We start from the raw sequence: 26,866 nt of genomic DNA on the forward strand, positions 1-26,866 counted from the left end.
ATCGCGGGTTCCTGGTCACCTCCGCGGACGACCTCATCACCTGGGCACGCACCGGCTCCCTGATGTGGATGACCTTCGGCCTGGCCTGCTGCGCGGTCGAGATGATGCAGATGTCCATGCCGCGCTACGATGCCGAGCGCTTCGGTTTCGCGCCTCGCGCGACGCCGCGGCAATCGGACGTGATGATCGTCGCTGGCACGCTGACCAACAAGATGGCCCCCGCTCTGCGCAAGGTCTACGACCAGATGCCGGAGCCCCGCTACGTCATCTCCATGGGCTCCTGCGCCAATGGCGGCGGCTACTACCATTACAGCTACGCCGTGGTGCGCGGCTGCGACCGGGTGGTGCCCGTGGATATCTATGTGCCGGGCTGCCCGCCCACCGCCGAAGCGCTGCTTTATGGCGTGCTGATGCTGCAGCGGAAGATCCGCCGGACGGGGACCATCGAGCGGTGACCGACCTCCAAGCCCTTTCCGATCACGTCGCGGGCGCACTCGGCGACGCGGTCACTGGCCGCGCCATCTCGTTTGGCGAGCTCACGATCGTCGTCGAGCGCAGCCGCATCGTCGATGTACTGGCCTTTCTGCGCGAGGATCCCGCGTGCCGCTTCATCTCGTTCATCGACCTGTGCGGGGTGGATTACCCGGGTCGGGAGAAGCGGTTCGACGTCGTCTACCACCTGCTGTCGCCGCGCCATAACACCCGCATTCGGATCAAGGTGGAGACGGACGAGACCACGCCGGTGCCGTCCGCCATCCCGGTCTTCCCCTCGGCCAATTGGTTCGAGCGGGAGGCCTACGACCTGTACGGCATCCTGTTCGCGAACCATCCGGACCTGCGCCGGATCCTCACCGATTACGGTTTCGACGGGCACCCGCTGCGCAAGGACTTCCCGCTCACGGGCTTTGTCGAGGTGCGCTACGACGACCAGCAGAAGCGGGTCGTCTATGAGCGCGTGAAGCTGCAGCAGGAATTCCGCAACTTCGATTTCCTGTCACCCTGGGAAGGGACCGATTACGTGCTGCCGGGTGACGAGAAGGCGGCCGGATCGCCTCCAGGCGCCTCGGCCGCGAAGGCGACTTGACCATGGCGCTCGACGAACCCGGCCTCGCGACACAGCGCGAGGAACTGCTCGATTCCCGGCCGCACGGGGAGGATACCGCCGCCCTGCGCGACGGTCCGGCCGCGGTCGGGACCGCCGGCAAAGAGCACGACATCCGCAACTTCTCGATCAATTTCGGGCCACAGCACCCGGCCGCGCACGGCGTGCTCCGGCTGGTGCTGGAGCTCGACGGCGAGATCGTGGAGCGGGTTGATCCGCATATCGGCCTGCTGCACCGCGGCACCGAGAAGCTGATCGAGTACAAGACCTACCTGCAGGCGATCCCGTATTTCGACCGGCTCGATTACGTCGCGCCGATGAGCCAGGAGCACGGCTTCTGCCTGGCCATCGAGAAGCTGGCCGGTCTCGCCGTGCCGAAGCGCGGGCAGTTGATCCGCGTGCTCTTCGCCGAGATCAGCCGCATCAAGTCGCACCTGCTTAACGTCACCACGCAGGCCATGGATGTCGGCGCCCTGACGCCCCCGCTCTGGGGCTTCGAGGAGCGCGAGAAGTTGATGGTGTTCTATGAGCGCGCCTCCGGCTCGCGCATGCACGCCAACTACTTCCGGCCGGGCGGCGTCCACCAGGACCTGCCCGAGAAGCTGATCAACGACATCGAGGCCTGGTGCGAGACCTTCCCCAAGGTGCTCGACGATCTCGACGCCCTGTTCATCGGCAACCGCATCTTCAAGCAGCGCAACGTCGACATCGGCGTGGTGAGCCTCGAGGAGTGCTGGAAGTGGGGCTTCTCGGGCGTGATGGTGCGCGGCTCGGGCGCTGCCTGGGACCTGCGCCGGGCGCAGCCCTACGAATGCTATGACGAGCTCGAATTCGACATCCCGGTCGGGAAGAACTGCGACAACTACGATCGGCAGGTGATCCGCATGCTGGAGATGCGGGAATCGGTCCGCATCATGAAGCAGTGCATCACCAAGCTGCGCTCGCCCGAAGGGCAGGGGCCCGTCTCCACCCGGGACGGCAAGATGGTGACCCCGAAGCGGAGCGAGATGAAGCGCTCCATGGAAGCGCTGATCCACCACTTCAAGCTCTACACCGAGGGCTTCCACGTCCCGGCCGGCGAGGTCTATGTCGCGGTCGAGGCGCCCAAGGGCGAGTTCGGCGTCTATCTCGTGTCCGACGGCACCAACAAGCCGTATCGGTGCAAGATCCGGGCTCCGGGCTTCGCCCATCTCCAGGCGATGGATTTCATGTGCCGCGGCCACATGCTGGCCGATGTCTCTGCGGTGCTCGGGTCCCTCGACATCGTGTTCGGCGAGGTTGACCGCTAGATGTCCGTTCGTCGTCTCGCCCGGGCCGAGATCCAGCCCGCTACCTTCGCGTTCACGGAGGAGAACGAGCGCTGGCTCGCCGCCCAGGTTGCCAAATATCCCGACGGTCGGCAGGCCTCGGCGGTGATCCCGGCACTCTGGCAGGCCCAGAAGCAGCATGACGGGTGGCTGCCGAAGCCGGCCATCGAGGCCGTGGCTGCGCGGCTCGGCATGCCGATCATCCGAGTGATGGAGGTCGCGACCTTCTACACCATGTTCAATCTGGAGCCGGTCGGGCGCTGGTTCATCCAGCTCTGCGGCACGGTTCCGTGCCACGTGAAGGGTGCTCTGGACCTCAAGCAGGTGCTGCTCGAAAAGGTCGGCGACCAGCAGCATGTGACGCCGGACGGCAACTTCTCCTGGCTGGAAGTCGAGTGCCTCGGCGCCTGCTGCAACGCGCCCATGGTGCAGATCAACGACGATTACTACGAGGACCTGACGCCCGACCTCCTGATCGGCCTGCTGGCCGATCTGGCCGAGGGTCGGACCGTGAAGCCCGGACCGCAGAACGGACGCCGCTCGTCGGAGCCGCTCGACGCGGTGAAGACGCTGCAGGATCCGGCGCTGTTCGATGGCTCCCTGGTCGGCGGCTGGCGCAAGCGCTTCGACGCGGCGGCCAGTGCGGTTCCGGCGGACGGCGCCCGGGACGCGAGCGGTCCTGGCGACCCCAAGGCCGCCAAGCCGGATGCCGGCCGGGCCATCGAGCGACCGGTTGCGGACGCGCCCGCCCAGAGGGCTCAGAACGGCGAAGCGCCGATCAAGCCGGCCGAGCAGGCGCAGGCCTCCGATCCTGGCAAGACCAGCGTCGTGGATCCGGCCCCGCCCGCGCCGGCGCAGCCGCCCCAGAGCAGCAAGTCCTACGTGGCGACCCCGTCGAAACCCGAGGACGGCCGCGTTGCCGCCGGCTCCCTCGGCACCACTCCGATCTCCGGTGCTCCGGGGCAGGGCGGGCCGGGGCGGCGGGACGGCTCCGACACGAAGCCGGTCGGCGCCGATCCGAACGCCTCGCCCGGCGTGGCGCCCAAGGAGGGCCGCTGACATGGCGCTCGCAGATCGCGACCGCATCTTCACCAACCTTTACGGCCTGCACTCGCCGGGGCTCGATGCCGCGCGCCGGCGCGGGGCGTGGGATGGCACCAAGTTCCTGCTCGATCAGGGGATCGACTGGATCATCGACGAGATGAAGGCCTCGGGCCTGCGCGGCCGCGGCGGCGCCGGCTTCCCGACCGGGCTCAAGTGGTCCTTCATGCCGAAGCAGGTCACGGACCGGCCCCATTACCTCGTCGTCAACGCCGACGAGTCCGAGCCGGGCACCTGCAAGGACCGGGAGATCATGCGGCACGATCCGCATCTCCTGATCGAAGGCTGCATGATCGCGTCCTTCGCGATGCGGGCCCATGCCTGCTAAGTCTACATCCGGGGCGAATACATCGCCGAGCGCGAGGCGCTGCAGCGCGCGGTGGACGAGGCCTACGCGGCGAGGCTCGTCGGCAAGGACAACGTCCACGGCTACCCGTTCGACATCTACGTCCACCATGGCGCCGGCGCGTATATCTGCGGCGAAGAGACGGCGCTGCTCGAGAGCCTCGAGGGCAAGAAGGGCATGCCGCGGCTGAAGCCGCCGTTCCCGGCCAATATGGGCCTCTATGGCTGCCCGACGACGGTGAACAACGTCGAGTCGATCGCCGTCGCGGGCACGATCCTGCGGCGCGGCGCCGCCTGGTTCGCGGGGCTCGGCACCAAGAACAACACCGGCACCAAGCTCTTCTGCGTCTCGGGGCACGTCAACAAGCCCTGCAACGTCGAGGAGGAGATGGGGATCCCCTTCCGCGAGCTGATCGACCGGCATTGCGGCGGCATGCGGGGCGGCTGGGACAACCTGCTCTGCTCGATCCCGGGCGGCTCGTCGGTGCCGCTGGTGCCGGCCGAGCAGATCATCGACGCGCCGATGGATTTCGACACGCTCCGGAACCTGAAGTCGGGCCTCGGCACGGCGGCCGTGATCGTGCTGGACAAGTCCACCGACATCGTCCGGGCGATCGCCCGCATCTCGTATTTCTACAAGCACGAGAGCTGCGGCCAGTGCACGCCGTGCCGCGAGGGCCCGGGCTGGATGTGGCGCGTGCTGTCGCGCATGGCCGAGGGCCGGGCGCAGAAGCGCGAGATCGACATGCTGCTCGAGGTCACGACCCAGATCGAGGGGCACACCATCTGCGCGCTCGGCGACGCTGCCGCGTGGCCGATCCAGGGCCTCATCCGCCACTTCCGGGGCGAGATCGAGAAGCGGATCGACCAGTACAGCGGCAACCCGCATTCCGAGCCCGTGCTCATGGCGGCGGAGTAGCGCCGTGGCTAGGGAGCCGGACGACGTGGCCCTGAGGCTGGCCGCTGCGATGCGCGTTGGGCGGCCGCAGGCGGCCGGAACGCGTCTGATCGCACGGGTGGAGCGCCTGGAGAGAATGCCGTGACCAAGCTCGTCGTCGACGGCATCGAAGTCGATGTCCCGCCGGATTTCACCCTGCTGCAGGCCTGCGAGGCCGCCGGGGCCGAGATCCCGCGCTTCTGTTTCCACGAGCGGCTGTCGATCGCCGGCAATTGCCGCATGTGCCTCGTGGAGCTGAAGGGCGCGCCGAAGCCCGTCGCGTCCTGCGCCTGGGGCGTGCGCGATTGCCGTCCGGGCCCGAACGGCGAGCCGCCGACCGTGTCCACCAAGTCGCCGATGGTGAAGAAGGCGCGCGAGGGGGTGATGGAGTTTCTCCTCATCAACCACCCGCTCGATTGCCCGATCTGCGACCAGGGCGGCGAATGCGACCTCCAGGACCAGGCCATGGCCTACGGGGTCGACACCACGCGCTTCCACGAGAACAAGCGCGCGGTGCACGACAAGTATATCGGCCCGCTCGTCAAGACGTCGATGAACCGCTGCATCCATTGCACGCGCTGCATCCGCTTCGTGGCCGAGGTCGCGGGCGTGCCTGACCTCGGCGCCACCGGGCGCGGCGAGGACATGGAGATCACGACCTATCTCGAACACGCGATGGGCTCGGAACTGCAGGCCAACGTGGCCGACCTCTGCCCCGTCGGCGCGCTGACCCACAAGCCGCAGGCCTTCAACCTGCGGCCCTGGGAGCTGAGCAAGACCGCCTCTGTCGACGTCATGGACGCGGTCGGGTCCAACATCCGGGTCGATTCGCGCGGCCGCGAGGTGATGCGCGTGCTGCCCCGGGTGCACGAGGGCATCAACGAGGAGTGGATCTCCGACAAGACCCGCCAGCACGTGGACGGTCTCCGCTTGCAGCGGCTGGATCGGCCGTTTCTGCGCGAAGACGGACGTCTTCGGCCGGCGAGCTGGGCGGAGGCGTTCGCCGCCATCGCGGCCCGCGTGAAGGCGGCGGCTCCCGCACGGATCGGGGCGATCGCCGGCGACCTCGCGGCCGTGGAAGAGATGTGGGCGCTGAAGCTGCTGATCCAGGCGCTCGGCTCGCCCAACATCGACGCGCGCCAGGACGGCTCCGTGCTCCACCCGGCGCATGGCCGGGCCTCCTACCTGTTCAATCCCAGCATTGCCGGGATCGAGGACGCGGACGCCATCCTGATCGTCGGGTCGAACCCGCGGCTGGAAGCGTCCATCGTCAACGCCCGCATCCGCAAGCGCTGGCGCATGGCACCGCTGCCGGTGGGCGTGATCGGCCAGCGGGTGGACCTCACCTATGACCACGCCCATCTCGGCGCAGGTCCGGACAGCCTCGATGAGCTCGCGGCCGGCCGTCTCGACTTCCTGGATGTGCTGAAGCGGGCCGAGCGGCCCCTGGTCGTGCTCGGCCCCGGCGCGACCGCCCGGGCCGACGGCGCGGCGATCCTGGCCGCCCTGTCGGGTCTCGCCGGAAGCATCGGTGCGGTGGCCGGCGGCTGGAACGGCCTGGCCGTGCTGCACGGCGCCGCGTCGCGGGTCGGCGCGCTCGACATCGGCTTCGTGCCGGGGGAGGGCGGCATGACGGCTCCGGCCATGGCCGAAGCTGGCGCGCTCGACGTGCTGTTCAACCTCGGCGCGGACGAGATCGAGATCGCGCCCGGGGCCTTCGTGATCTACCAGGGCACGCATGGCGACCGCGGCGCCCACCGGGCGGACGTGATCCTGCCGGGGGCTGCCTATACGGAGAAGTCCGGCACCTACGTGAACACCGAAGGCCGGGTGCAACAGACCGGCCGAGCCGTGTTCCCGCCGGGCGACGCGCGCGAGGATTGGGCGATCCTGCGAGCCCTCTCCGACCATCTCGGGCAGCGCCTGCCCTTCGACAATCTGCCGGCGCTGCGGCGTGACCTCTACGCCGCGCATCCGCACCTCGCGCGGTTGGACGAGATCGCGCCCGCCGACGGCGCCGCCGCGCTGTCGGCCTGGGCCGGGCTCGGTGCCGGGGGAGGCGCCGGCTCGGGCCGTGAGCCGTTCCGCTCGCCTGTGCGCGACTTCTTCCTGACCAACCCGATCGCCCGCGCCTCGCGCGTGATGGCGGAATGCTCGGCGCTGCAGACGGCGACGCCGGCCCTGCAGGCGGCGGAGTAGGAGCCGGCATGTCCACCACCGACATCCTCCTCGCCGTCGGGCTGGCGGCGCTGAAGAGCGTCGTCCTGCTCGTCTGCCTGCTCGTGTTCATTGCGTTCGCGCTCTACGCCGACCGCAAGATCTGGGCGGCCGTACAGCTCCGGCGCGGGCCGAACGTGGTCGGCCCCTGGGGCCTGCTGCAGAGCTTCGCCGACCTGACCAAGTTCTTCGTCAAGGAGCCGATCATCCCGGCTTCGGCGAACAAGGGCGTGTTCCTGCTGGCGCCGCTCGTTTTCGCGGTGCTGTCCCTCTCGGCCTGGGCCGTGATCCCGCTCTCCGCCGGCTGGGCGGTCGCCGACATCAATGTCGGCGTGCTCTACATTTTCGCGATCTCGTCGCTCGGGGTCTACGGCGTGATCATGGGCGGCTGGGCCTCGAACTCGAAATACCCCTTCCTCGGCGCCCTCAGGTCGGCCGCCCAGATGGTATCCTACGAGGTCTCGATCGGCTTCGTGATCATCACGGTGCTGATGTGCGCCGGCTCGCTCAACCTGACCCGGATCGTCGAAGCGCAGAACCAGTACGGCATCTTCGGCTGGTACTGGCTGTGGCTGTTTCCGATGTTCGTGGTGTTCTTCATCTCGGCCATGGCCGAGACGAACCGCCCGCCCTTCGACCTGCCGGAGGCCGAATCCGAGCTCGTGGCCGGCTACATGGTCGAGTATTCCTCGACGCCGTTCCTGCTCTTCATGCTCGGCGAGTACGTGGCCATCATGCTGATGTGCGCGCTCGGCACGATCCTGTTCCTGGGCGGCTGGCTGTCCCCCATCCCGTTCGCGCCCTTCACCTGGGTGCCGGGCGTGGTCTGGTTCGTGCTCAAGGCCTCGTTCCTGTTTTTCATGATCGCCATGGTGAAGGCGTTCGTGCCGCGCTACCGCTACGATCAGCTCATGCGGCTCGGCTGGAAGGTGTTCCTGCCGCTCTCGCTCGCCATGGTCGTGATCGTCGCTTTTGTCCTCAAGGTGACGGATCTCGCCCCGCGCGGGCCCGAGGCCGTCCGGCCCGTCGCCACGGAGGGAGTCGTCCGATGAACGTCACCCAGGCCGCCACCTCGCTGCTCCTGAAGGAGTTCGTCGGCGCCTTCGTCCTGTCGATGAAATACTTCTTCAAGCCGAAGGCGACGATCAACTACCCGTTCGAGAAGAACCACCTGTCGCCCCGCTTTCGGGGCGAGCATGCCCTCCGCCGCTACCCCAACGGCGAGGAGCGCTGCATCGCCTGCAAGCTGTGCGAGGCGATCTGCCCGGCCCAGGCCATCACCATCGAGGCCGGGCCGCGCCGCAATGACGGCACGCGGCGGACCACGCGCTACGACATCGACATGGTGAAGTGCATCTATTGCGGCTTCTGCCAGGAGGCGTGCCCGGTGGATGCGATCGTCGAGGGTCCGAATTTCGAATTCGCGACCGAGACGCGCGAGGAGCTGCTCTACGACAAGCAGAAGCTGCTCGATAACGGCGCCCGCTGGGAGCGGGTGATCGCCCAGAACCTCGCCGCCGACGCGCCTTACCGGTGAGGCGCCGCTTTCGCCCCGCCATGCCGCGGCCTATAGACGCCCGAGTCCCATGACCGCCCTCTTCTTCTACCTCTTCTCGACGGTCACCGTCGCGTCCGCCTTCATGGTGATCGCGGCCCGCAACCCCGTCCATTCGGTGCTGTACCTGATCCTCGCCTTCGTGAACGCGGCGGGGCTCTTCCTGCTGATGGGGGCCGAGTTCCTGGCGATGATCCTGGTGGTCGTCTACGTGGGCGCGGTCGCGGTGCTGTTCCTGTTCGTCGTGATGATGCTCGACGTGGATTTCGCCGAGCTCAGGCAGGGTTATCTCAACTACCTGCCCGTCGGAGCCCTGATCGGGCTCATCTTCCTGGTCGAGCTCGTGCTCGTGGTCTCGACCTGGACGGTCAGCCCCACCGCCCTGCAGCTGCCGCTGGCCGGCAGCCCGACCGTCGAGGCGCTCACCAACACGGAAGCGATCGGGCGGGTGCTCTACACGCGCTACGCCTATTTCTTCCAGGCGTCGGGCCTGATCCTGCTGGTGGCCATGATCGGCGCCATCGTGTTGACGCTGCGCGACCGGGTCGGCGTGCGGCGCCAGATCATCGCCGTGCAGGTTGCCCGCACGCCTGAGGAAGCCGTGGAAATGCGGTCCGTGCCGTCCGGCCGGGGCCTGCCGGAGGAGGTGTCGTGACGATCGGGCTCGGACACTTCCTGACGGTCGCGGCCATCCTGTTCACGCTCGGTGTGCTGGGCATCTTCCTGAACCGCAAGAACGTGATCGTCATCCTGATGTCGATCGAGCTCATGCTGCTCGCGGTGAACATCAACCTGGTCGCGTTCTCGACCCACCTCAACGACATCGTCGGGCAGGTGTTCGCTCTCTTCATCCTGACGGTCGCGGCGGCGGAAGCGGCGATCGGGCTCGCCATCCTGGTCGTCTTCTATCGCAACCGCGGCTCGATCGCGGTGGAAGACGTCAACATGATGCGGGGCTAGCCGGCGGTCCCATGTACCACCTCATCGTCTTCCTTCCCCTTCTCGGCTTCCTGATCGCCGGCCTGTTCGGCCGTGTCATCGGACCGCGGCCGAGCGAGCTCGTCACGACCGGGCTCCTTGTCGTCTCGGCCCTTCTGTCCTGGGTCGCCTTCTTTCAGGTCGGCTACGGCTCCGGCGCGACCCGCGTGCAGGTCGCCACCTGGTTCGCCTCGGGCGGGCTCGTGGTCGACTGGGCGCTGCGCATCGACACGCTCACGGTCGTGATGCTGGTCGTGGTGAACACGGTGTCGGCGCTCGTTCACGCCTATTCCATCGGCTACATGCACGAGGATCCGCACCGGCCGCGGTTCTTCGCCTACCTGTCGCTGTTCACCTTCGCCATGCTGATGCTGGTGACGTCGGACAACCTCGTCCAGATGTTCTTCGGCTGGGAGGGCGTCGGCCTCGCGAGCTATCTGCTGATCGGTTTCTGGTACGAGAAGCCCTCGGCCAACGCCGCGGCCATGAAGGCCTTCATCGTCAACCGCGTCGGCGATTTCGGCTTCGCGCTCGGCATCTTTCTGGTCTTCGTGCTGTTCGGGTCGACCGTCTACGACGAGATCTTCCCGCGCGTCGGCGAGTTTGCGAACGCCACGTTCCGCTTCCTCGGCTACGAGTGGCACGCGCTGACGCTGGCCTGCCTGCTGCTGTTCATGGGCGCCATGGGCAAGTCAGCCCAGTTCCTGCTGCACACCTGGTTGCCGGACGCGATGGAAGGCCCGACGCCCGTGTCGGCCCTCATCCATGCCGCGACCATGGTGACGGCCGGCGTGTTCATGGTGGCCAGGCTGTCGCCGCTGTTCGACGCGGCGCCGACCGCGCTCGTGGTCGTGACGGTGGTCGGGGCGATCACGGCGTTCTTCGCCGCGACGGTCGGGCTGGTGCAGAACGACATCAAGCGGGTCATCGCGTATTCGACCTGCTCGCAGCTCGGCTACATGTTCGTGGCGCTCGGTGTCGGCGCCTACGGGGCCGGCATCTTCCACCTGTTCACGCATGCCTTCTTCAAGGCGCTGCTGTTCCTCGGCGCTGGCTCCGTCATCCACGCGATGCACCACGAGCAGGACATGCGGAACATGGGCGCGCTGCGGAGCCGCATCCCGTTCACGGCCGCCGTCATGACCATCGGCACGCTGGCGCTGATCGGCTTCCCGTTCACGGCGGGCTACTACTCGAAGGACGCCATCATCGAGGCGGCCTTCATGTCGGACCGGCCGGGCCATGCGCTCGCCTTTGTGCTGACGGTGGCTGCGGCCTTCATGACGTCCTTCTATTCCTGGCGCCTGTTCTTCATGACCTTCGAGGGTCCGGCACGCTGGGATGGTTCGCACGGTCACGCGCATGCCCACGCGCACGCCGCCGCCGGGTCCCACCTGGCCGACGGCGCCCCCGGCCACCACGAAGGCGTGGCCCACGACAACAAGGGTCACGACATTGAGCCGGCCTCGCATTCCGACCTCGAACACGGCCACCACGGCCCGCTCCAGCCGCATGAGAGCCCGCTGATCATGACCGTGCCGCTGGCCATCCTGGCGGTCGGCGCTCTGCTGGCCGGCATCGTGTTCAGCGGCCGCTTCATCGGCCACGGCGCGGAGCAGTTCTGGAAGGGCTCGCTCGCCCCGAGCCAGCTCAAGATCCTGGACGAGATCCACCATGTCCCGGCCTGGGTGGCGTGGTCGCCGTTCGTGATGCTGACGCTCGGCTTCGTGCTGGCGTTCTGGATGTATCTGCGCCGCCCGGGCTCGGCTGCCCGCCTCGCCGCGCAGCACCCGATCCTGTACCGGTTCCTGCTCAACAAGTGGTACTTCGACGAGATCTACGACGTCGTCTTCGTGCGCGGGGCGAAGTGGCTCGGCCGCTTCCTCTGGAAGAAGGGTGACGGCGCGGTGATCGACGGCCTTGGCCCCGACGGCGTCTCCGCCCGGGTGTTCGACGTGACCCGCGGGGTCGTGCGGCTGCAGACCGGCTACGTCTACCACTATGCCTTCGTCATGCTGATCGGCGTTGCGGCGCTGATCAGTTGGTATCTCGTTGTCGGCACCTCCGGGGGACACTGAGCCATGTTCTCGCTCGGCATCCTGGCCGGTCTTCTCATCGTGCCGCTGGTCGGCGCGGCCTTCATCCTGACCCTGGGCGGCGACGACCGCGACGTGCGGTCGAACGCCCGCTCGGCCGCGCTCGCGACCACGGTCGTGACGTTCCTCCTGTCGCTGTGGGCCTGGTCGCGCTTCGACCCCTCCACCGCGGCCTTCCAGCTCACGGAAAGCCACCGCTGGCTGGCCGAGACGATCCGCTTCAAGCTGACGGTGGACGGCTTCTCGATGCCGTTCATCCTGCTCACGACGTTTCTGATGCCCTTCTGCATCCTGGCGTCCTGGGAGGTGATCGAGACCCGGGTGAAGGCCTATTACGTCGCCTTCCTGGTGCTCGAGACCACCATGATCGGGGTCTTCGCAGCCGGCGACCTCGTGCTGTTCTACCTGTTCTTCGAAGCCGGCCTGATCCCGATGTTCCTGATTATCGGCATCTGGGGCGGGAAGCGGCGCATCTACGCGTCGTTCAAGTTCTTCCTCTACACCCTGCTCGGCTCGGTTCTGATGCTGCTCGCGATCATCGCGATGTATTGGCACGCCGGCACGACGGACATCCAGACGCTGCTGCAGCACCGGTTCCCGGCCTCCATGCAGACCTGGCTCTGGCTTGCCTTCTTTGCCTCGCTGGCCGTGAAGATGCCGATGTGGCCCGTCCACACCTGGCTGCCGGACGCGCATGTCGAGGCACCGACCGCGGGCTCGGTGATCCTGGCCGGCATTCTGTTGAAGATGGGCGGCTACGGCTTTATCCGCTTCTCGCTGCCGATGTTCCCGGACGCGTCGCTGCTGTTCCAGCCGCTCGTCTACGCGCTGTCGGTCGTGGCGATCATCTACACCTCCCTCGTCGCCCTGATGCAGGAGGACATGAAGAAGCTGATCGCCTATTCGTCTGTCGCCCATATGGGCTTCGTGACCATGGGGATCTTCACGCTCAACCCGCAGGGCATCCAGGGCGCGATGTTCCAGATGGTCAGCCACGGCCTGGTCTCGGGCGCGCTCTTCCTCTGCGTCGGCGTGGTCTACGACCGCATGCACACCCGCGAGATCGCCGCCTATGGCGGCCTCGTGAACCGCATGCCGCTCTACGCGGTGGCGTTCCTGATCCTCACCATGGGCAATGTCGGGCTGCCGGGCACCTCGGGCTTCGTCGGCGAGTTCCTGACCATGATGGGGGCGTTCCGGTCGAACCCCTGGGTGGGCTTCTTTGCGGCCTTCGGCGTCATCCTGTCGGCCGGCTACGCGCTCTGGCTCTACGCCCGGGTCGTGTACGGCAAGCTCGAGAAGCCCTCGCTGCAGGGCATCGCCGATCTCGACCGGCGCGAGATCCTCACCCTCGCGCCTCTCGTGGCGCTGGTGATCTGGTACGGCGTTGCGCCCGGCCAGATCCTCGACACCTTCGCGGCCCCGACGGAGGCGCTCATCCGGAGCGTAGAGGCCGCCCTTGCGACCGTGAAGACGGCCGCCGCCCCCGGCCTGCGCTGACGGACCCCACATGAGCACCACCTTCATGGCGACCGGCTTCTGGCCGGCGCTCCCCGAGATCATTCTGGCCCTCGGCGCGCTGGCCCTGACCCTGGTCGGCGCCTACCGGGGCGAACGCTCCACGGTGATCGTGGGCACCGGCGCTTTCGTGGTGATCCTGCTCGCGCTCGTGGCGGTCGGCATCACGCCGCGAACCCGCGTCACGACCTTCGGCGGCTCCTACATCTCCGACGATTTTGCCCGCTACATGAAGGCGCTGGTGCTGCTGGCGGCTGCCGCCACCATCGCGCTCTCCTCCGATTTCATGGAGCGCCAGCGCTTCGCCCGGTTCGAATACCCGCTCCTCATCCTGCTCTCGACCACGGGCTCGATGATGATGATTTCGGCGAATGACCTCATCGCGCTCTATCTGGGGCTCGAGCTGCAGAGCCTTGCCGCCTACGTGATCTGCGCCATCCACCGCGACAACGTGCGGTCGTCCGAGGCGGGGCTGAAATATTTCGTCCTCGGCGCGCTCTCATCCGGGATGCTGCTTTACGGCGCCTCGCTGGTCTACGGCTTCACCGGGACGGTCTCGTTGCCGGCCATCGCCGCGAGCGTCCAGGGCCAGGCTCCGATCGGTCTCACCCTCGGCCTCGTGTTCCTGGCCGCCGGCATCGCCTTCAAGCTCGCAGCCGCGCCGTTCCACATGTGGACGCCCGACGTCTATGAAGGCGCGCCGACGCCGGTGACCGCCTTCCTGGCCTCCGCCCAGAAGGTCGCCGCGATCGCGCTCGCCGTCCGGGTCTTCATCGGTGGCTTCCCGTCCGTGGCCGAGTCCTGGCAGCAGATCATCGTGTTCGTGGCGATCCTGTCGATGCTGATCGGCTCGTTCGCGGCGATCGGCCAGACCAACATCAAGCGCCTGATGGCCTATTCCTCCATCGGCAACATCGGCTACGCGCTGATCGGGCTCGCGGCCGGAACGCCCGAGGGTATCCAGGGCATCATCGTCTACATGGCGATCTACCTCGCCATGACCCTCGGCGCCTTCGCGGTGATCCTTGGCATGCGGCGCGGCGACACCTATGTCGAAGGCATCGACGACCTATCGGGGGCGGCTCAGACGCATCCCTGGCGCGCCTTCGCGCTCGCCATGATGCTGTTCTCGCTCGCCGGCATCCCGCCGCTTGCGGGCTTCTTCGCCAAGTTCTACGTGTTCGCTGCAGCGATCCAGGCGAATCTGTTTGTTCTCGCCGTGATTGGCGTGGTGACCAGCGTGGTCGGCGCGTATTATTATATCCGCATTGTGAAGATCATGTATTTCGACGCCCCGCGCCCTGCCTTCGAGCGGCTGCCGGACGGCCCCCAGGCTGTGCTGATCGCCTGCAGCGTGGTCGTGGTCCTGTTTTGGATGATTCCGGCGCCCCTCGTGTCCTCCGCCGAGAGCGCGGCCCGGTCGCTGTTCAACTGACGGGATGGAGGTTTCCCTCGCACCGCCCGCGGAGAGGGCCGGATATCGGCTGGCCGCGTTCGAGGAGATCGGATCCACCAGCACCGAGGCGCTGACGCGGGCCGCCGCCGGAGAGGCGGGGCCGCTCTGGATCGTCGCCGGCCGGCAGAGCGCGGGTCGGGGTCGCCGTGGGTCGTCCTGGCAATCGCCCTCGGGCAACCTCGCCGCCAGCCTGCTGCTGACGACGGAGCTGCCGGCCATGCTGGTCGCGCAGCTCGGATTCGTTGCCGGGGTCGCAGTTCTCCGGGCGCTGGACAGGTGCTGTCCGAGCGCCCGTGCGAGGCCGGCGCTCGGCGCGGGCTTTCAGCTCAAATGGCCGAACGACGTCCTGGCCGGCGGGGCCAAGCTCGCCGGAATCCTCCTTCAGACCGAGGAGGTCCATGGCCGCCGCGCCGTGGTGGTGGGAATCGGCCTGAACGTGGCGTCCGCGCCCGCCGGGCTGCCCTATGCCACCGCGTCCCTGCGCGATCTCGGGTATCATGTCGACGCTGCGTCGCTCTTCACGGCACTCTCCGAAACCTGGCTTGCCGCCCATGCCGACTGGGCCGAGGGCAGGGGCTTCGACAGGGTCCGGGCGGAGTGGCTCGGGCGGGCAACGGGGGTCGGCGGGGCGGTCGCGGTCCGCACGGGCGCCGCCGTGACGCGCGGCGTCTTTGAAACCATCGACGAGCACGGGCAGCTGGTGCTGCGGGCTCATGACGGGTCGCCGCGCCGGGTCAACGCGGGCGAAGTCCATTTTGGCACGACCGCCACCGAACGGGCGGGAGCCCAACCATGAACGATTCAGACGAACTCGTCTTCCTGCCGCTCGGCGGCCTCGGGGAGATCGGGATGAATGCCGCGCTCTACGGCTTCGGGCCGAAGAAGCGAAAAAAGTGGATTCTCGTGGATTGCGGGATGGGCTTCGCCGGCGAGGAGCACCTGCCCGGCGTCGACGTCATGTATCCCGACCTGTCCTTCATCGAGCGGCGCAAGGAGGATCTGCTCGCGATCCTCATCACGCATGCGCACGAAGACCATATCGGGGCGCTGGTCGAGAGCTGGCCTAAGTTGCGCGTTCCCGTTTACGCGACGCGTTTCGCGCTCTCGCTGATCGAGGTGCGCAAGCTGTCCGAGCCCGGCGCACCGAAGATCCCGCTGAAGGAGGTCGTGCCGGGTCAGCGCTTCAAGCTCGGCCCGTTCGAGATCGACTACGTTCCGGTCTCCCATTCCATTCCGGAATCCAACGCGCTCGCCATCCGCACGCCGCACGGGCTCGTGGTCCATACTGGCGACTGGAAGATCGACTCGTCCCCCCATCTCGGCGGCAACACCTCGGCTGCCGCGTTCCAGGCACTCGGGGACGAAGGCGTCCTGGCGCTCGTTGCCGATTCCACCAACGTCGTGCGCGATGGCGAGAGCCCGCCGGAAAGCGCGGTCGCGGAAACCCTGCGCAAGATCATCGCCGCCTCGCCCCACCGCGTGGCGGTGACGACCTTCGCATCCAACGTCGCTCGCATCCGAGCGGTGGCCGAAGCTGCGCAGGCCGCACGCCGCGAGGTGGTCGTGATCGGCCGCGCCATGGACCGCGTGGGCCAGGTGGCGCGCGAACTCGGCTATCTCGACGGCCTGCCCGAGTTCAGCCCGCCGCAGGCCTACAGCTACCTGCCGCGGGATAAGGTGGTCGCCCTCCTGACCGGCTCTCAGGGCGAGCCCCGGGCCGCGCTCGCCCGCATCGCGGCGGACCAGCATCCCGACATCACCCTGGCTGCCGGGGACCGCGTCATCTTCTCGTCCCGCACCATTCCGGGCAACGAGAACGCCGTGAACGGCATCGTCAACGCGCTCGTGCGGCGCGGCATCGACATCGTCACCGACCGGCACGACCTGGTTCACGTCTCCGGCCATCCCCGGCGCGGCGAGATGCGGCAGATGTACGAATGGACCCGGCCGCGCATCGCCGTGCCGGCGCATGGCGAGGACCTGCATCTCGCCGAACACGCCGATTTCGCGCGCGCCCAAGGCGTGCCGGAGGTCGTGCGCGCCCGCAACGGTACGCTTGTTCGACTTGCCCCGGGCCGGGCCGAGATCATCGAACAGGTGCCGGCGAGCCGGCTCTATCGCGATGGCGACATCGTCGTACCGGCCAACGATCGTGGCATCTCCGAGCGGCGCAAGCTCGCCTTCGCGGGCATCGTGTCGGTGGCGCTCGCCATGGACAAGGCGGGCGAGCTCGTGGGCGACCCGGCCGTCGAGCAGATGGGGTTGCCGCAACTCACGCGCTCGGGCGAGCTGCTGGCCGATCTGATCGACGACACCATCGACGAGGTGCTGCGGACCCTGCCGCGCGCCAAGCGCCGCGACCCGGATGCCGTCGAGGAGGCGGTGGGGCGCGCGCTGCGGAGCGCGCTGCGGCAGGCCTGGGGCAAGAAGCCCGCCTGCCACGTCATGGTGCTCGACGTATAGGGTGCCGTCTGGCCGCTGCGCGGCGACGGCGCGGATGCCACGCCCGGAAGGATGACATGATCGGCCGCCTCAATCACGTCGCGATCGCGGTGCCGGACCTGGCGGGCGCGACGGCCGTTTATCGGACCGCGCTCGGGGCCGAGGTGACCGAGCCGCAACCCCACCCGGAGCACGGCGTGACGGTGGTGTTCGTCACGCTGCCCAACACCAAGATCGAGTTCCTGGAACCGCTCGGGGAGGGGTCCCCGATCCGCGCCTTCCTGGATCGCAATCCCGGCGGCGGCGTCCACCACCTGTGCTACGAGGTCGAGGATATCCGGGCCGCTCGCGACCGGCTGCTGGCGCAGGGCGCGCGCATCCTGGGTTCGCCGGAGCCCAAGACCGGTGCCCATGGCAAGCCGGTCCTGTTCCTGCATCCCAAAGACTTCCTGGGAACCCTCGTGGAACTCGAGCAGGCGTGAGGCGATGATCGCTCTGATCGATATTCTGGCGCGCTCGCTCTGGACGACGATTCTGGCCACGATCGGCATCGCGGCCGCGGCCGTGCTGGCCGGCTGGAGCCTGGACCTCACCATCGCAGGCGCGACGGGGCTTTATTTTGTGACGTGGTGGATCACGCTGTTCGCCGTGCTGCCGGTCGGAATGCGGAGCCAGGCCGAGGCCGGCGAGATTACGACAGGAACGGAACCGGGCGCTCCGGCAGCGCCGGCGCTCCGGCAGCGGGCGATCTGGACGTCGCTCGCCTCGGCGATCGTGTTCATCGCTGCAGCGGTCGCGCTGCCCTTGACGGGTCTCTAGGCCAACAAAAAAGCAAGGCCGCAGCCTTGCTTTTTGCCTTACGGCAGATCGTCGATTGCCCGGCATTGCTTGCCACCGCAGATGCGGATTGAGGCTGTAAAGATCCCTCCCGAGACCTGGACCCGGCGCATCTCTCAGGGGCTGCGCTCAAGTTCGTGTAGGCGAGAAGATTTCGCCTGTCACGCGTTTTCAGGCGATGTCATACTTTCGTCTGATCTGTTTGCGGGGAGGTGATCCGCGCCTCCCGCCGGCTCCGTCGGCTTGCCTTTCCGGGGGAATGGTCGGATAGCCTCCGACGCCCGAAGGGCTTCACCGAGCCGCTTCGACCCTCCCCCCTTCATTCCGACCAAACCATGCGGCTGTCCCGTTCTTTCGTCCCGATCCTGCGCGAGGTGCCCCGCGAAGCGGAGATCGTCTCCCACAAGCTGATGCTGCGGGCGGGCATGATCCGGCAGCAATCAGCGGGGATCTATTCCTGGCTGCCGCTCGGCCTGCGCGTGCTGCGCCGGATCGAAGAGATCGTCCGGCAGGAGCAGGACCGCTCGGGAGCCATCGAGATCCTGATGCCGACCATTCAATCGGCCGATCTCTGGCGCGAATCCGGCCGCTACGAGGCCTACGGCAAGGAGATGCTGCGCATCACCGACCGGCACGAGCGCGAGATTCTGTACGGGCCGACCAACGAGGAGATGGTCACCGACATCTTCCGGACTTACGTGAAGTCGTACCGCGACTTGCCGCTCAACCTCTACCACCTCCAGTGGAAATTCCGCGACGAGGTGAGGCCGCGCTTCGGCGTGATGCGCGGGCGCGAGTTCCTGATGAAGGACGCGTATTCCTTCGATCTGGACGAGGCGAGCGCGCGGACTGCCTACAACCGGATGTTCGTGGCCTATCTGCGCACCTTCGCCCGGATGGGCCTGAAGGCGATCCCCATGCGGGCCGATACGGGCCCGATCGGCGGGGACCTCAGCCACGAGTTCATCATCCTGGCCGAGACGGGCGAAAGCGAGGTGTTCTGTCACCGCGCCTATCTCGACATGGACACCCCGCCTGCGACCACCGACTTCCAGGATGCCGCCGCGCTCCAGGCGACGGTGGACCGCTGGACGGCGCGCTACGCGGCGACCTCCGAAATGCACGACGCCGTGGGCTTCGGCGAAATTGCGGCCGCGGATCAGGTCTCGGCCAGAGGCATCGAGGTCGGCCATATTTTCTTCTTCGGCACGAAGTACTCGGCTCCGATGGGCGCCCGGGTGGCCGGGCCCGACGGCGAGATGCGCGACGTGCAGATGGGGTCTTACGGTATCGGCCCGAGCCGGCTCGTCGCCGCCATCATCGAGGCCTCGCATGACGAGGCCGGGATCATCTGGCCGGATTCGGTCGCACCCTACGACGTCGCTCTGCTGAACCTGCGGCCGGGCGACCCCGCCACGGACGTCGCCTGCGACCGGATCGAGCGCGAGATGGAAGCCCAGGGCCTCTCGGTGTTGCACGACGATCGTGACGACCGGCCGGGGGCCAAGTTCGCCACCGCGGACCTGATCGGCCTGCCGTGGCAGGTGGTGGTGGGACCGAAGAGCCTGGCCGAGGGCAAGGTCGAGCTGAAGCGCCGCGCCACCGGCGCGCGGGAAACGCTGCCGCTTGAAAACCTAGGCGAGCGCCTTCGGGCTGGCGCGATCACCCCCGCATGAAGCTTGCCAGGGGCGCCAGCGGGGGCGGCACGATGCCGTTCGCCCCGTTCGAATGGATGCTGGCCGGGCGCTACCTGCGCACCCGGCGGCGCGAGGGCTTCGTCTCCGTCATCGCGCTCTTCTCCTTTCTCGGCATCATGCTCGGGGTCGCGACTCTGATCATCGTGCTGTCGGTGATGAACGGCTTCCGCAAGGAGCTGCTGGAGAAGATCGTCGGCATCAACGGGCACATCTTCGTCTCCGCGATCGAGCAGCCGCTGACCGATTACGTCGAGGTCTCGGACCGGCTGTCCAAGCTCTACGGCATCCGGCACGCCGTGCCGCTGGTGGAGGGGCAGGCCTTCGTGTCCGCGGCTGCCGGCGGCTCGGGCGTGCTGGTGCGGGGCGTGCGCGGCGAGGATATCGGCCGCATTCCGGGCATCGCCGGCAACGTCAAGCAAGGCTCGATCGAGAACTTCTCCACGTCCGGCGGCATCGCCCTCGGGCGCCGCGTGGCCGAGGGCCTTGGCGTGCAGGTGGGCGATACGGTGTCGCTGATCACCCCGCGTGGCGCCCAGACGCCGTTCGGGATGACGCCCCGGATCAAGGCCTATCCAGTGACCGCGGTGTTCGAGATCGGCATGTCCGAATTCGACGCCACCTTCGTCTACCTGCCGATGGCGGAGGCCCAGGCCTTCTTCAACCGCGAGGGCGACGTCAGCGTGATCGAGGTGTTCCTCGACGACGCCGACAAGGTCGACGAGGCCCGCTCGGCCATCGAGCAGGCCGCCGAGCGACCGATTGTCATGCAGGACTGGCGACAGCGCAACCGGACGTTCTTCTCGGCCCTCGAGGTCGAGCGCAACGTCATGTTCCTGATCCTGACCCTGATCGTGCTGGTGGCGGCGCTGAACATCGTCTCCGGCCTGATCATGCTGGTGAAGGACAAGTCGTCCGACATCGCCATCCTGCGCACCATGGGGGCGACGCGCGGCGCCATCATGCGGATCTTCCTGGTTACGGGCGCCTCGATCGGCGTGGTCGGCACCATCGCGGGTTTCCTGCTCGGGCTCGTCTTCGCCCTGAACATCGAAACGATCCGCCAGGGCCTGTCGCGGCTCACCGGTGCGAATCTGTTTCCGGCCGAGCTGTATTTCCTGTCGCGCCTGCCGGCCGACGTGAACGGCCGCGAGGTCGCCACCGTGGTTGCCCTGGCCATGACGCTGTCGCTGCTGGCGACGCTGTATCCGTCCTGGCGGGCTGCCCGGCTCGATCCCGTCCAAGCCCTGCGCTACGGCTAGCGACATGGCCCAGGCAGCAGAACCCGGCATGGAGCCGGCGCTCAGGCTCGCGGCGGTCGAGCGTCGCTATCCCCAGGGGGAGGGGTTTCTCGAGATCCTGCGCGGCACCGATCTGGAGATCCGTCCGGGCGAGATGGTGGCGCTCGTCGCGCCCTCCGGAACGGGCAAGTCGACCCTGCTCCACGTCGCCGGCCTGCTGGAGCGGCCGGATGGCGGCGAGGTGATCGTCGGCGGCAAGCCTACGAGTGCGATGAACGACGGTGAGCGCACCCGTACGCGGCGCGAGGAGATCGGCTTCGTCTACCAGTTCCACTATCTGCTGCCGGAATTCTCGGCGGCCGAGAACGTGGTCATGCCGCAGATGATTCGCGGGCTCGGCCGGGTCGAGGCGACCCGGCGAGCGAACGAGCTGCTCACCTTCCTGGGCCTCGGTGAACGGCTCGCCAATCGGCCGGGAGAATTGTCTGGCGGCGAGCAGCAGCGGGTCGCCATCGCCCGCGCCGTCGCCAATGCGCCGCGGCTTCTCTTGGCCGACGAGCCGACGGGCAATCTCGACCCGCAGACCGCGGCGCATGTGTTTTCCACGCTCGTGTCGCTGGTGCGGGCCTCGCGCCTCGCCGCCCTGATCGCGACCCACAATCTCGACCTCGCGGCCCGTATGGACCGGCGGCTGACGCTCAAGGCCGGGATGATCGTGGAACTCGACTGAGCCGCGGCTGCGTCGCTCAAGCTGTGAGTTCCCGGCTCGGACGCGTGGACAGGCTGGGGCTCCATCTGAAAATCTAGGGCTCGCGCCGGAGCCGAGGTCTGGAGCCAGCCCTCGGCCTCGATCCGCAACCCGGTCGGAACCACGATGAGCCGCATTCTCCGCGACGTGGGCTTCGTCCACCTCCATGTCCACTCGTCCTATTCGCTCCTGGAAGGGGCGATGAAGATCGGCACGTTGGCCGACCTCGCCTATGCGGACGAGCAGCCCGCTCTTGCACTCACGGACACGAACAACCTCTTCGGGGCGCTCGAATTTTCCGAGAAGCTCGCCGGCAAGGGGATCCAGCCGATCGCCGGCATCCAGCTCTCGGTCGCCTTCGAGGAGCCGGAGCCGAATGCCCGCCCGGGCGCTGTGCGCTGGAGCGACATCGTGCTCCTGGCCAAGAGCGAGGAGGGCTACCTCAACCTGATGCGCCTCGCGAGCGGGGCCTATTTCGACGTGCCGCTCGGGGAGCCGCCGCGCGTCTTGGCCGCGACCCTGGCGGCGCGCTCCGAGGGGCTGATTGCGCTGACCGGCGGCCGCGCGGGCCCCCTCGACACCGCCGTCCGCAACGGGCAGCCGGATCTCGCCCGGCGCAGGCTCGCCGCGCTCGAAGCCGCCTTCGACGACCGGCTGTATGTGGAGCTGCAGCGCCACGGCGAGGAGGATGGCCGGGCCGTCGAGGCCGAGTTGCTGGATCTGGCCGAGAGCCGCGGCCTGCCCGTGGTGGCCACCAACGAGCCCTTCTACGCCCGGGCGGACGACTACGAATCGCACGACGCGCTGCTCGCCATCGCCGAGGGCCGCCTCGTCTCGGACGAGAACCGGCGCCGGGTGTCGCCGGAGCATCGCTTCAAGACGCGGGCCGAGATGAAGGCCCTCTTCGCAGATCTCCCCGACGCGCTCGGCGCGTCCGTCGAGATCGCGATGCGCTGCGCCTTCCGGGTCCGCACCCGCAAACCCATCCTGCCGAGCTTCGGCACGGGGCGCAGCGAGGGCGCGCTGGACGAGGCGGCCGAGCTGCGGCAGCAGGCCGAAGCCGGGTTGGAGGCGAGGCTCGCCGCGCACGGCCCGGCGCCCGGCCTGGACGCGGAAACCTATCGCGAGCGGCTCGCCTACGAGCTCGACGTGATCACCCGGATGAAGTTCCCGGGCTACTTCCTGATCGTCGCGGACTTCATCAAATGGGCCAAGGAGCACGACATCCCGGTCGGCCCGGGCCGTGGCTCCGGTGCCGGGTCGCTCGCCGCCTACGCGCTGACGATCACCGACCTCGACCCGCTCCGGTTCGGCCTCCTGTTCGAGCGCTTCCTGAACCCCGAACGCGTCTCGATGCCGGATTTCGACATCGACTTTTGCGTGGACGGGCGCGAGCGCGTCATCCGCTACGTGCAGGAACGCTACGGCGAGGAGCAGGTCGGCCAGATCATCACCTTCGGCACGCTGCTCGCCCGCGGGGTCATGCGCGACGTCGGGCGCGTGCTCGAAATGCCCTACGGGCAGGTCGACAAGCTCACCAAGCTCGTGCCGCAGAACCCGGCCAACCCGGTCACCCTGCAGCAGGCGATCGAGGGCGAGCCGAAATTGCAGACGGCCGCGGCCGAGGAGCCCGTGGTCGGCCGCATGCTGGCCATCGCCCGGAAGCTCGAAGGGCTGCACCGCCACGCCTCGACCCACGCCGCCGGCGTGGTCATCGGCGACCGGCCGCTGCAGGAGCTGGTGCCCATCTACCGCGACCCGAAGACCGGGATGCGGGTGACCCAGTTCAACATGAAATGGGTCGAGCCGGCCGGGCTCGTGAAGTTCGACTTCCTCGGCCTGAAGACGCTGACCGTCCTCAAGCGGGCCGTGGAGCTGATCCGCGAGCGGGGCGGAGAGGTCGACCTTGAAGCCTTGCCGCTCGACGACCCCAAGACCTACGCGATGCTGGGTCGGGGCGAGACGGTCGGCGTGTTCCAGGTGGAATCGGCCGGCATGCGCAAGGCGCTCTGCGAGATGGAGGCCGATCGGTTCGAGGACCTGATCGCGCTGGTCGCGCTGTACCGGCCGGGCCCGATGGCCAACATCCCGGTCTATTGCGCCCGCAAGCTCGGCAAGGACCCGCAGCCCGAAATCACCTGGTATCCGCACCCGAAGCTGGCGCCGATCCTGCGCGAGACCTTCGGCATCATCGTCTACCAGGAGCAGGTAATGGAGGTGGCCAAGCTCCTGGCCGGCTACTCGCTCGGGGACGCCGACCTTCTGCGCCGCGCCATGGGCAAGAAGATCAAGGCCGAGATGGACGCCCAGCGGGCCATCTTCGTGAAGGGCTGCGTCGAGCGGGACATCGCGGAGCAGGACGCCGACACGATCTTCGACCTCCTGGCCAAGTTCGCCGATTACGGCTTCAACAAGAGCCACGCGGCCGCCTACGCGCTGATCGCCTATCAGACGGCCTATCTGAAGGCGAACTTCCCGGTCGAGTTCCTGGCCGCGTCCATGACGCTCGACCTCGACAACACCGACAAGCTCGGGGAATTCCGCCGCGAGGCCCAGCGCCTCGGCATCCGGGTCGAGCCGCCCTCCATCAACCGGTCCGGCGTGGTCTTTGCGGTGGAGCCCCAGGCCGAGGGCGGCGCTGCGATCCGCTACGCGCTGGCCGCCATCAAGGGGGTGGGTCGCTCCGCCGTGGAGGCGCTGGTCGCCGCCAGGGGCGAACGACGCTTCGTCGGCCTCACCGACCTGGCGCAGCGCATCAACCCGCGCCAGCTCAACAAGCGCACCCTGGAGAGCCTGGTCGCGGCCGGGGCGCTGGACGAGATCGAGCGTGACCGCGCCCGCGCCATCGCGGCCATCGACGGGATGCTCACGCTGGCCCAGCGCTCCCTCGAGGCCGAGGCCGGCGGCGCCCTCGACATGTTCGGTGGGCTCACCGACACGGCGATCGAGCTGCGCGTGCCGCCCTATGCCGCCTGGCCGGCCTCGGAGCGGCTGCGCAAGGAATACGAGGCCGTCGGCTTCTTCCTGTCCGGCCATCCGCTCGACGAATACGGCGATCTTCTGCGCAAGCTCCGCGTCCAAACCTGGGTCGAGTTCTGCCGGACGGCCCGTTCACAGGGCGGGGCGGTCGGGCGGGTCGCCGCGAGCGTGCTCGACCGGCAGGAGCGCCGCACCCGGACCGGGTCCAAGATGGGCATCGTCAACCTGTCGGATCAGACGGGGCACTACGAGGCAATCATCTTCTCGGAGGGATTGCAGACCTATCGCGACCTGCTGGAGCCGGGCCGCGACCTGCTCCTCACCATCCAGGCTGGGCTCGAAGGCGAGGAGGTGAGGGCCCGCATCCAGACGGCGGAGCCGCTGGAGGACGCGCTCGCACGGCACAGGAATGACATGCGGCTCGTGCTGCGGGACACCGCTCCGCTCGTCACCGTCCAGGAGCGCCTGCGCGCGCCGGGCGGCTTCGGCCGCGGCGAGGGAGAGGTGTCGCTGATCCTGCTCTTGGACGGCGACGCGCGCGAGGTCGAGGTCAAGCTGCCGGGCCGCTATCCGGCCTCCGCCCAGATCGCGGGCGCGCTGCGCGCCGTGCCGGGCGTGATCGAAGTGCAGATGAGTTGAGCGGGGCCCCGAGCGCCTGGCGGCCGGGACTCGCCCTGGCCGGGCCGCGCGGCCGGCTGACCGCCGCCGGTGTGGCGCCGCCGCGACGGGGTCGCGCCGGCGCCTGAGATGTCCTGCTTCAGCTGTCGGTGAAGCGGATCGTCTTTTCCTTGCAGATGTCGAGCTCGCTCGGCTCCGGCGCGCCGGTCTCGAACGTCGCCGCGATCGTCACCGTGCAGGTCTTCAGCGCCGGCAGCCGGAGCGTGGTCCGGCCCTTCGGCTTCAGCGGCTTCGCCAGCCGGGCCGACTTGCCGTCGCCCGTGACCTCCAGCCCGGTCAGCGTGTTCGGGCTCGCATTGTGAATCGTCAGGCTGCGGGCCGGAACCGGGCCCCTGGGCTTCGCCCGAGCCCGCGGCTTGCGGGTCTCCGCCGGAGCCTCTGCCGTCGGGGCCGCAGGCGCGGCCGCAGCCGGTGCGCTCGCCGGGCGAGCGCTTCCGGCCGGCGCCTCGAGCGGGGTGTCGAACAACGACCTCTGCGCGGCGGCTCCGTCCGCGCTCAGCGCGAGCGCCAGAGCCGCACAGCCGGCCATCCCGGCCTTCCTCCAAGTCATCATCTCGGCACAACCTCCTGTCCGCCCGCGGATGGACGACACCAGAACGACGGACGGCTGTCCAGCTCTCCGGAGTCGACCGCCACCCTCTAGAACCGTTCGACCTGGAAGTCGCCGTCCTGGCCGCCGCGACGGCGGATCGTGTCCGAGATCATGGGGATGACGTCCTCGGTCCGCTCCGCCACGAGGTAGCCGAGTTCGAGCCCGGGACGGATGAATCCGTGCTGCCGCATATGCGCGAAGAGGACGAGGAGCGGCTTCCAGAAGCCGTTCACGTCGAGCAGCAGGATCGGCTTCCTGTGACGCCCGAGCTGCGCCCAGGTCATCTGCTCCACCAGCTCCTCCAGCGTGCCGACCCCGCCCGGCAGGGCCACAAAGGCGTCCGCACGGTCGAACATCATCTGCTTGCGGGTGTGCATGTCCGGCACCACGACCAGTTCCTGAGCCTCGTCGAGCATCTGTTCGCGGCGGCGCAGGAAATCCGGGATGATGCCGGTGACCCGGCCGCCATGATGCAGGACCGAACGGGCCACCACGCCCATCAGGCCGACATCGCCGCCGCCGTAGACGAGCTCGATCCCAGCCTCGGCGAGCCCTCGCCCGAAGGCGGCCGCAGCCTCGGCGAAAGCCGGCTCGGCCCCGTTGCTGGAGCCGCAATAGACGCAGATTCGGCGCAGCTCCGGCGCGTGGTCCCGCCTGTCCTGTACCGGGTCCCAGGCCACCCCCGGGATGTTGTTACGCATGATGTCATCCTTGTTGCCGGCCTGTCGGACGCGTAAACCTTGATAGCCGCAGCCTTAATCAGCGGATGACACGGCGGGTCGACGCTCCATGGGTTCCGGTCGGGTCAGCTTCACGATCCCCATCTTGGCCGTGATCGCCTTCGCCGCAACCCTCGGCTGGTTTGGCTACCGCTACCTGCGACCGGATCCCGCATCCATGCCGGCGCCCGGGCCCGCCCCGGTCACGGCGCCTGCGCCGGTCGCACCGCCGGTGCGGGTGGACGCGCCGTCGGCTGACAATCCAAGCCGGCCGGGCGAGCGGCCGGTGGATCCGGGCGCCGCCGCCCCGGCTCCTTTGACCCC

The 26,866-nt window shown here is 68.2% G+C and carries 22 protein-coding genes and 2 pseudogenes; 22 read left to right on the forward strand and 2 right to left on the reverse strand.

Annotated features, from left to right (window positions below; genetic code table 11):
* The 21 genes and pseudogenes from JWR86_RS07185 to dnaE all read left to right on the forward strand — a co-directional run.
* A partial coding sequence (locus tag JWR86_RS07185; RefSeq protein ID WP_299562854.1) for an NADH-quinone oxidoreductase subunit B family protein occupies nucleotides 1-455 on the forward strand: 455 nt, incomplete at its 5' end.
* Complete coding sequence (locus JWR86_RS07190; RefSeq protein WP_299562856.1) at nucleotides 452-1,084, forward strand: NADH-quinone oxidoreductase subunit C; 633 nt, start codon at nucleotides 452-454, stop codon at nucleotides 1,082-1,084. The genes JWR86_RS07185 and JWR86_RS07190, both read left to right, overlap by 4 nt.
* A 2-nt stretch (nucleotides 1,085-1,086) precedes the next feature.
* Entirely contained in the window at nucleotides 1,087-2,391 is a 1,305-nt protein-coding gene (locus JWR86_RS07195) for an NADH-quinone oxidoreductase subunit D (RefSeq protein ID WP_299562859.1), read from the forward strand.
* Nucleotides 2,392-3,468 (forward strand): NADH-quinone oxidoreductase subunit NuoE, encoded by a 1,077-nt coding sequence (nuoE, locus tag JWR86_RS07200; RefSeq protein ID WP_299562862.1) that lies wholly within the window; start codon nucleotides 2,392-2,394, stop codon nucleotides 3,466-3,468. It begins immediately after the preceding gene.
* 1 nt (nucleotide 3,469) lies between these two features.
* A pseudogene (nuoF, locus tag JWR86_RS07205) lies at nucleotides 3,470-4,774 on the forward strand (NADH-quinone oxidoreductase subunit NuoF).
* Nucleotides 4,775-4,894: 120 nt separating this feature from the next.
* Nucleotides 4,895-6,991, forward strand: coding sequence for an NADH-quinone oxidoreductase subunit NuoG (gene nuoG, locus JWR86_RS07210; RefSeq protein WP_299562865.1), 2,097 nt, complete (start codon nucleotides 4,895-4,897; stop codon nucleotides 6,989-6,991).
* An 8-nt stretch (nucleotides 6,992-6,999) separates the two neighbouring features.
* Nucleotides 7,000-8,061 (forward strand): NADH-quinone oxidoreductase subunit NuoH, encoded by a 1,062-nt coding sequence (nuoH, locus tag JWR86_RS07215; protein WP_299562868.1) that lies wholly within the window; start codon nucleotides 7,000-7,002, stop codon nucleotides 8,059-8,061.
* Nucleotides 8,058-8,546, forward strand: a complete 489-nt coding sequence (nuoI, locus tag JWR86_RS07220; RefSeq protein WP_299562873.1) for an NADH-quinone oxidoreductase subunit NuoI — start codon at nucleotides 8,058-8,060, stop codon at nucleotides 8,544-8,546. Before nuoH ends, nuoI begins: the two co-directional genes overlap by 4 nt.
* A 49-nt stretch (nucleotides 8,547-8,595) precedes the next feature.
* Nucleotides 8,596-9,219 (forward strand): NADH-quinone oxidoreductase subunit J, encoded by a 624-nt coding sequence (locus JWR86_RS07225; protein ID WP_299562876.1) that lies wholly within the window; start codon nucleotides 8,596-8,598, stop codon nucleotides 9,217-9,219.
* Nucleotides 9,216-9,524: an NADH-quinone oxidoreductase subunit NuoK gene (gene nuoK, locus JWR86_RS07230; RefSeq protein ID WP_299562879.1), complete on the forward strand. Its 309-nt coding sequence runs from the start codon at nucleotides 9,216-9,218 to the stop codon at nucleotides 9,522-9,524. Before JWR86_RS07225 ends, nuoK begins: the two co-directional genes overlap by 4 nt.
* Before the next feature lie 11 nt (nucleotides 9,525-9,535).
* Nucleotides 9,536-11,620: an NADH-quinone oxidoreductase subunit L gene (gene nuoL, locus JWR86_RS07235; protein WP_299562882.1), complete on the forward strand. Its 2,085-nt coding sequence runs from the start codon at nucleotides 9,536-9,538 to the stop codon at nucleotides 11,618-11,620.
* A gap of 3 nt (nucleotides 11,621-11,623) precedes the next feature.
* On the forward strand, nucleotides 11,624-13,138 hold the full coding sequence (locus JWR86_RS07240) for an NADH-quinone oxidoreductase subunit M (RefSeq protein WP_299562885.1): 1,515 nt from the start codon (nucleotides 11,624-11,626) through the stop codon (nucleotides 13,136-13,138).
* Between the two features lie 10 nt (nucleotides 13,139-13,148).
* On the forward strand, nucleotides 13,149-14,591 hold the full coding sequence (gene nuoN / locus JWR86_RS07245; protein WP_299562888.1) for an NADH-quinone oxidoreductase subunit NuoN: 1,443 nt from the start codon (nucleotides 13,149-13,151) through the stop codon (nucleotides 14,589-14,591).
* Between the two features lie 4 nt (nucleotides 14,592-14,595).
* A complete protein-coding gene (locus JWR86_RS07250) occupies nucleotides 14,596-15,408 on the forward strand; it encodes a biotin--[acetyl-CoA-carboxylase] ligase (RefSeq protein WP_299562891.1) in 813 nt (270 codons plus the stop codon).
* Nucleotides 15,405-17,075 (forward strand): ribonuclease J, encoded by a 1,671-nt coding sequence (locus JWR86_RS07255; protein ID WP_299562894.1) that lies wholly within the window; start codon nucleotides 15,405-15,407, stop codon nucleotides 17,073-17,075. The genes JWR86_RS07250 and JWR86_RS07255 overlap by 4 nt, the downstream gene beginning before the upstream one ends.
* Nucleotides 17,076-17,131: 56 nt before the next feature.
* A complete protein-coding gene (gene mce, locus JWR86_RS07260) occupies nucleotides 17,132-17,536 on the forward strand; it encodes a methylmalonyl-CoA epimerase (protein WP_299562897.1) in 405 nt (134 codons plus the stop codon).
* Nucleotides 17,537-17,540: 4 nt separating this feature from the next.
* On the forward strand, nucleotides 17,541-17,873 hold the full coding sequence (locus tag JWR86_RS07265; RefSeq protein WP_299562900.1) for a DUF1467 family protein: 333 nt from the start codon (nucleotides 17,541-17,543) through the stop codon (nucleotides 17,871-17,873).
* Between the two features lie 353 nt (nucleotides 17,874-18,226).
* Complete coding sequence (proS, locus tag JWR86_RS07270; RefSeq protein ID WP_299562903.1) at nucleotides 18,227-19,567, forward strand: proline--tRNA ligase; 1,341 nt, start codon at nucleotides 18,227-18,229, stop codon at nucleotides 19,565-19,567.
* Nucleotides 19,564-20,847: a lipoprotein-releasing ABC transporter permease subunit gene (locus JWR86_RS07275; RefSeq protein ID WP_299562906.1), complete on the forward strand. Its 1,284-nt coding sequence runs from the start codon at nucleotides 19,564-19,566 to the stop codon at nucleotides 20,845-20,847. The genes proS and JWR86_RS07275 overlap by 4 nt, the downstream gene beginning before the upstream one ends.
* Nucleotides 20,848-20,851: 4 nt before the next feature.
* Nucleotides 20,852-21,556 carry an ABC transporter ATP-binding protein gene (locus JWR86_RS07280; protein WP_299562909.1) on the forward strand — a complete coding sequence of 235 codons (705 nt, stop codon included), beginning with the start codon at nucleotides 20,852-20,854 and terminating at the stop codon, nucleotides 21,554-21,556.
* A 144-nt stretch (nucleotides 21,557-21,700) separates the two neighbouring features.
* Nucleotides 21,701-25,192: a DNA polymerase III subunit alpha gene (gene dnaE / locus JWR86_RS07285; protein ID WP_299562912.1), complete on the forward strand. Its 3,492-nt coding sequence runs from the start codon at nucleotides 21,701-21,703 to the stop codon at nucleotides 25,190-25,192.
* 118 nt (nucleotides 25,193-25,310) lie between these two features.
* Here dnaE and JWR86_RS07290 read toward each other — a convergent pair whose 3' ends face one another.
* Both JWR86_RS07290 and JWR86_RS07295 read right to left on the reverse strand, forming a co-directional pair.
* Nucleotides 25,311-25,784, reverse strand: coding sequence for a hypothetical protein (locus JWR86_RS07290; protein WP_299562915.1), 474 nt, complete (start codon nucleotides 25,782-25,784; stop codon nucleotides 25,311-25,313).
* Between the two features lie 86 nt (nucleotides 25,785-25,870).
* The gene (locus JWR86_RS07295; protein ID WP_299562918.1) at nucleotides 25,871-26,524 is read right to left on the reverse strand and encodes a TIGR00730 family Rossman fold protein; all 654 of its coding nucleotides are present in this window, start codon (nucleotides 26,522-26,524) and stop codon (nucleotides 25,871-25,873) included.
* A gap of 88 nt (nucleotides 26,525-26,612) precedes the next feature.
* On the opposite strand from JWR86_RS07295, the pseudogene JWR86_RS07300 reads away from it, so the two are divergent.
* Nucleotides 26,613-26,866: pseudogene (locus JWR86_RS07300) on the forward strand (hypothetical protein); the annotation flags it as partial.

This window comes from Enterovirga sp., assembly GCF_028290205.1.
GTDB lineage: Bacteria > Pseudomonadota > Alphaproteobacteria > Rhizobiales > Beijerinckiaceae > Enterovirga.

Coding starts and splice junctions, on each gene's coding strand:
- JWR86_RS07195 (WP_299562859.1), top strand. CDS start 1,087: ATGGCGCTCGACGAACCCGGCCTCGCGACACAGCGCGAGGAACTGCTC.
- nuoE (WP_299562862.1), top strand. CDS start 2,392: ATGTCCGTTCGTCGTCTCGCCCGGGCCGAGATCCAGCCCGCTACCTTC.
- nuoH (WP_299562868.1), top strand. CDS start 7,000: ATGTCCACCACCGACATCCTCCTCGCCGTCGGGCTGGCGGCGCTGAAG.
- nuoI (WP_299562873.1), top strand. CDS start 8,058: ATGAACGTCACCCAGGCCGCCACCTCGCTGCTCCTGAAGGAGTTCGTC.
- JWR86_RS07225 (WP_299562876.1), top strand. CDS start 8,596: ATGACCGCCCTCTTCTTCTACCTCTTCTCGACGGTCACCGTCGCGTCC.
- nuoL (WP_299562882.1), top strand. CDS start 9,536: ATGTACCACCTCATCGTCTTCCTTCCCCTTCTCGGCTTCCTGATCGCC.
- JWR86_RS07240 (WP_299562885.1), top strand. CDS start 11,624: ATGTTCTCGCTCGGCATCCTGGCCGGTCTTCTCATCGTGCCGCTGGTC.
- nuoN (WP_299562888.1), top strand. CDS start 13,149: ATGAGCACCACCTTCATGGCGACCGGCTTCTGGCCGGCGCTCCCCGAG.
- JWR86_RS07250 (WP_299562891.1), top strand. CDS start 14,596: ATGGAGGTTTCCCTCGCACCGCCCGCGGAGAGGGCCGGATATCGGCTG.
- JWR86_RS07255 (WP_299562894.1), top strand. CDS start 15,405: ATGAACGATTCAGACGAACTCGTCTTCCTGCCGCTCGGCGGCCTCGGG.
- mce (WP_299562897.1), top strand. CDS start 17,132: ATGATCGGCCGCCTCAATCACGTCGCGATCGCGGTGCCGGACCTGGCG.
- JWR86_RS07265 (WP_299562900.1), top strand. CDS start 17,541: ATGATCGCTCTGATCGATATTCTGGCGCGCTCGCTCTGGACGACGATT.
- proS (WP_299562903.1), top strand. CDS start 18,227: ATGCGGCTGTCCCGTTCTTTCGTCCCGATCCTGCGCGAGGTGCCCCGC.
- JWR86_RS07275 (WP_299562906.1), top strand. CDS start 19,564: ATGAAGCTTGCCAGGGGCGCCAGCGGGGGCGGCACGATGCCGTTCGCC.
- JWR86_RS07280 (WP_299562909.1), top strand. CDS start 20,852: ATGGCCCAGGCAGCAGAACCCGGCATGGAGCCGGCGCTCAGGCTCGCG.
- dnaE (WP_299562912.1), top strand. CDS start 21,701: ATGAGCCGCATTCTCCGCGACGTGGGCTTCGTCCACCTCCATGTCCAC.
- JWR86_RS07290 (WP_299562915.1), bottom strand. CDS start 25,784: ATGATGACTTGGAGGAAGGCCGGGATGGCCGGCTGTGCGGCTCTGGCG.
- JWR86_RS07295 (WP_299562918.1), bottom strand. CDS start 26,524: ATGCGTAACAACATCCCGGGGGTGGCCTGGGACCCGGTACAGGACAGG.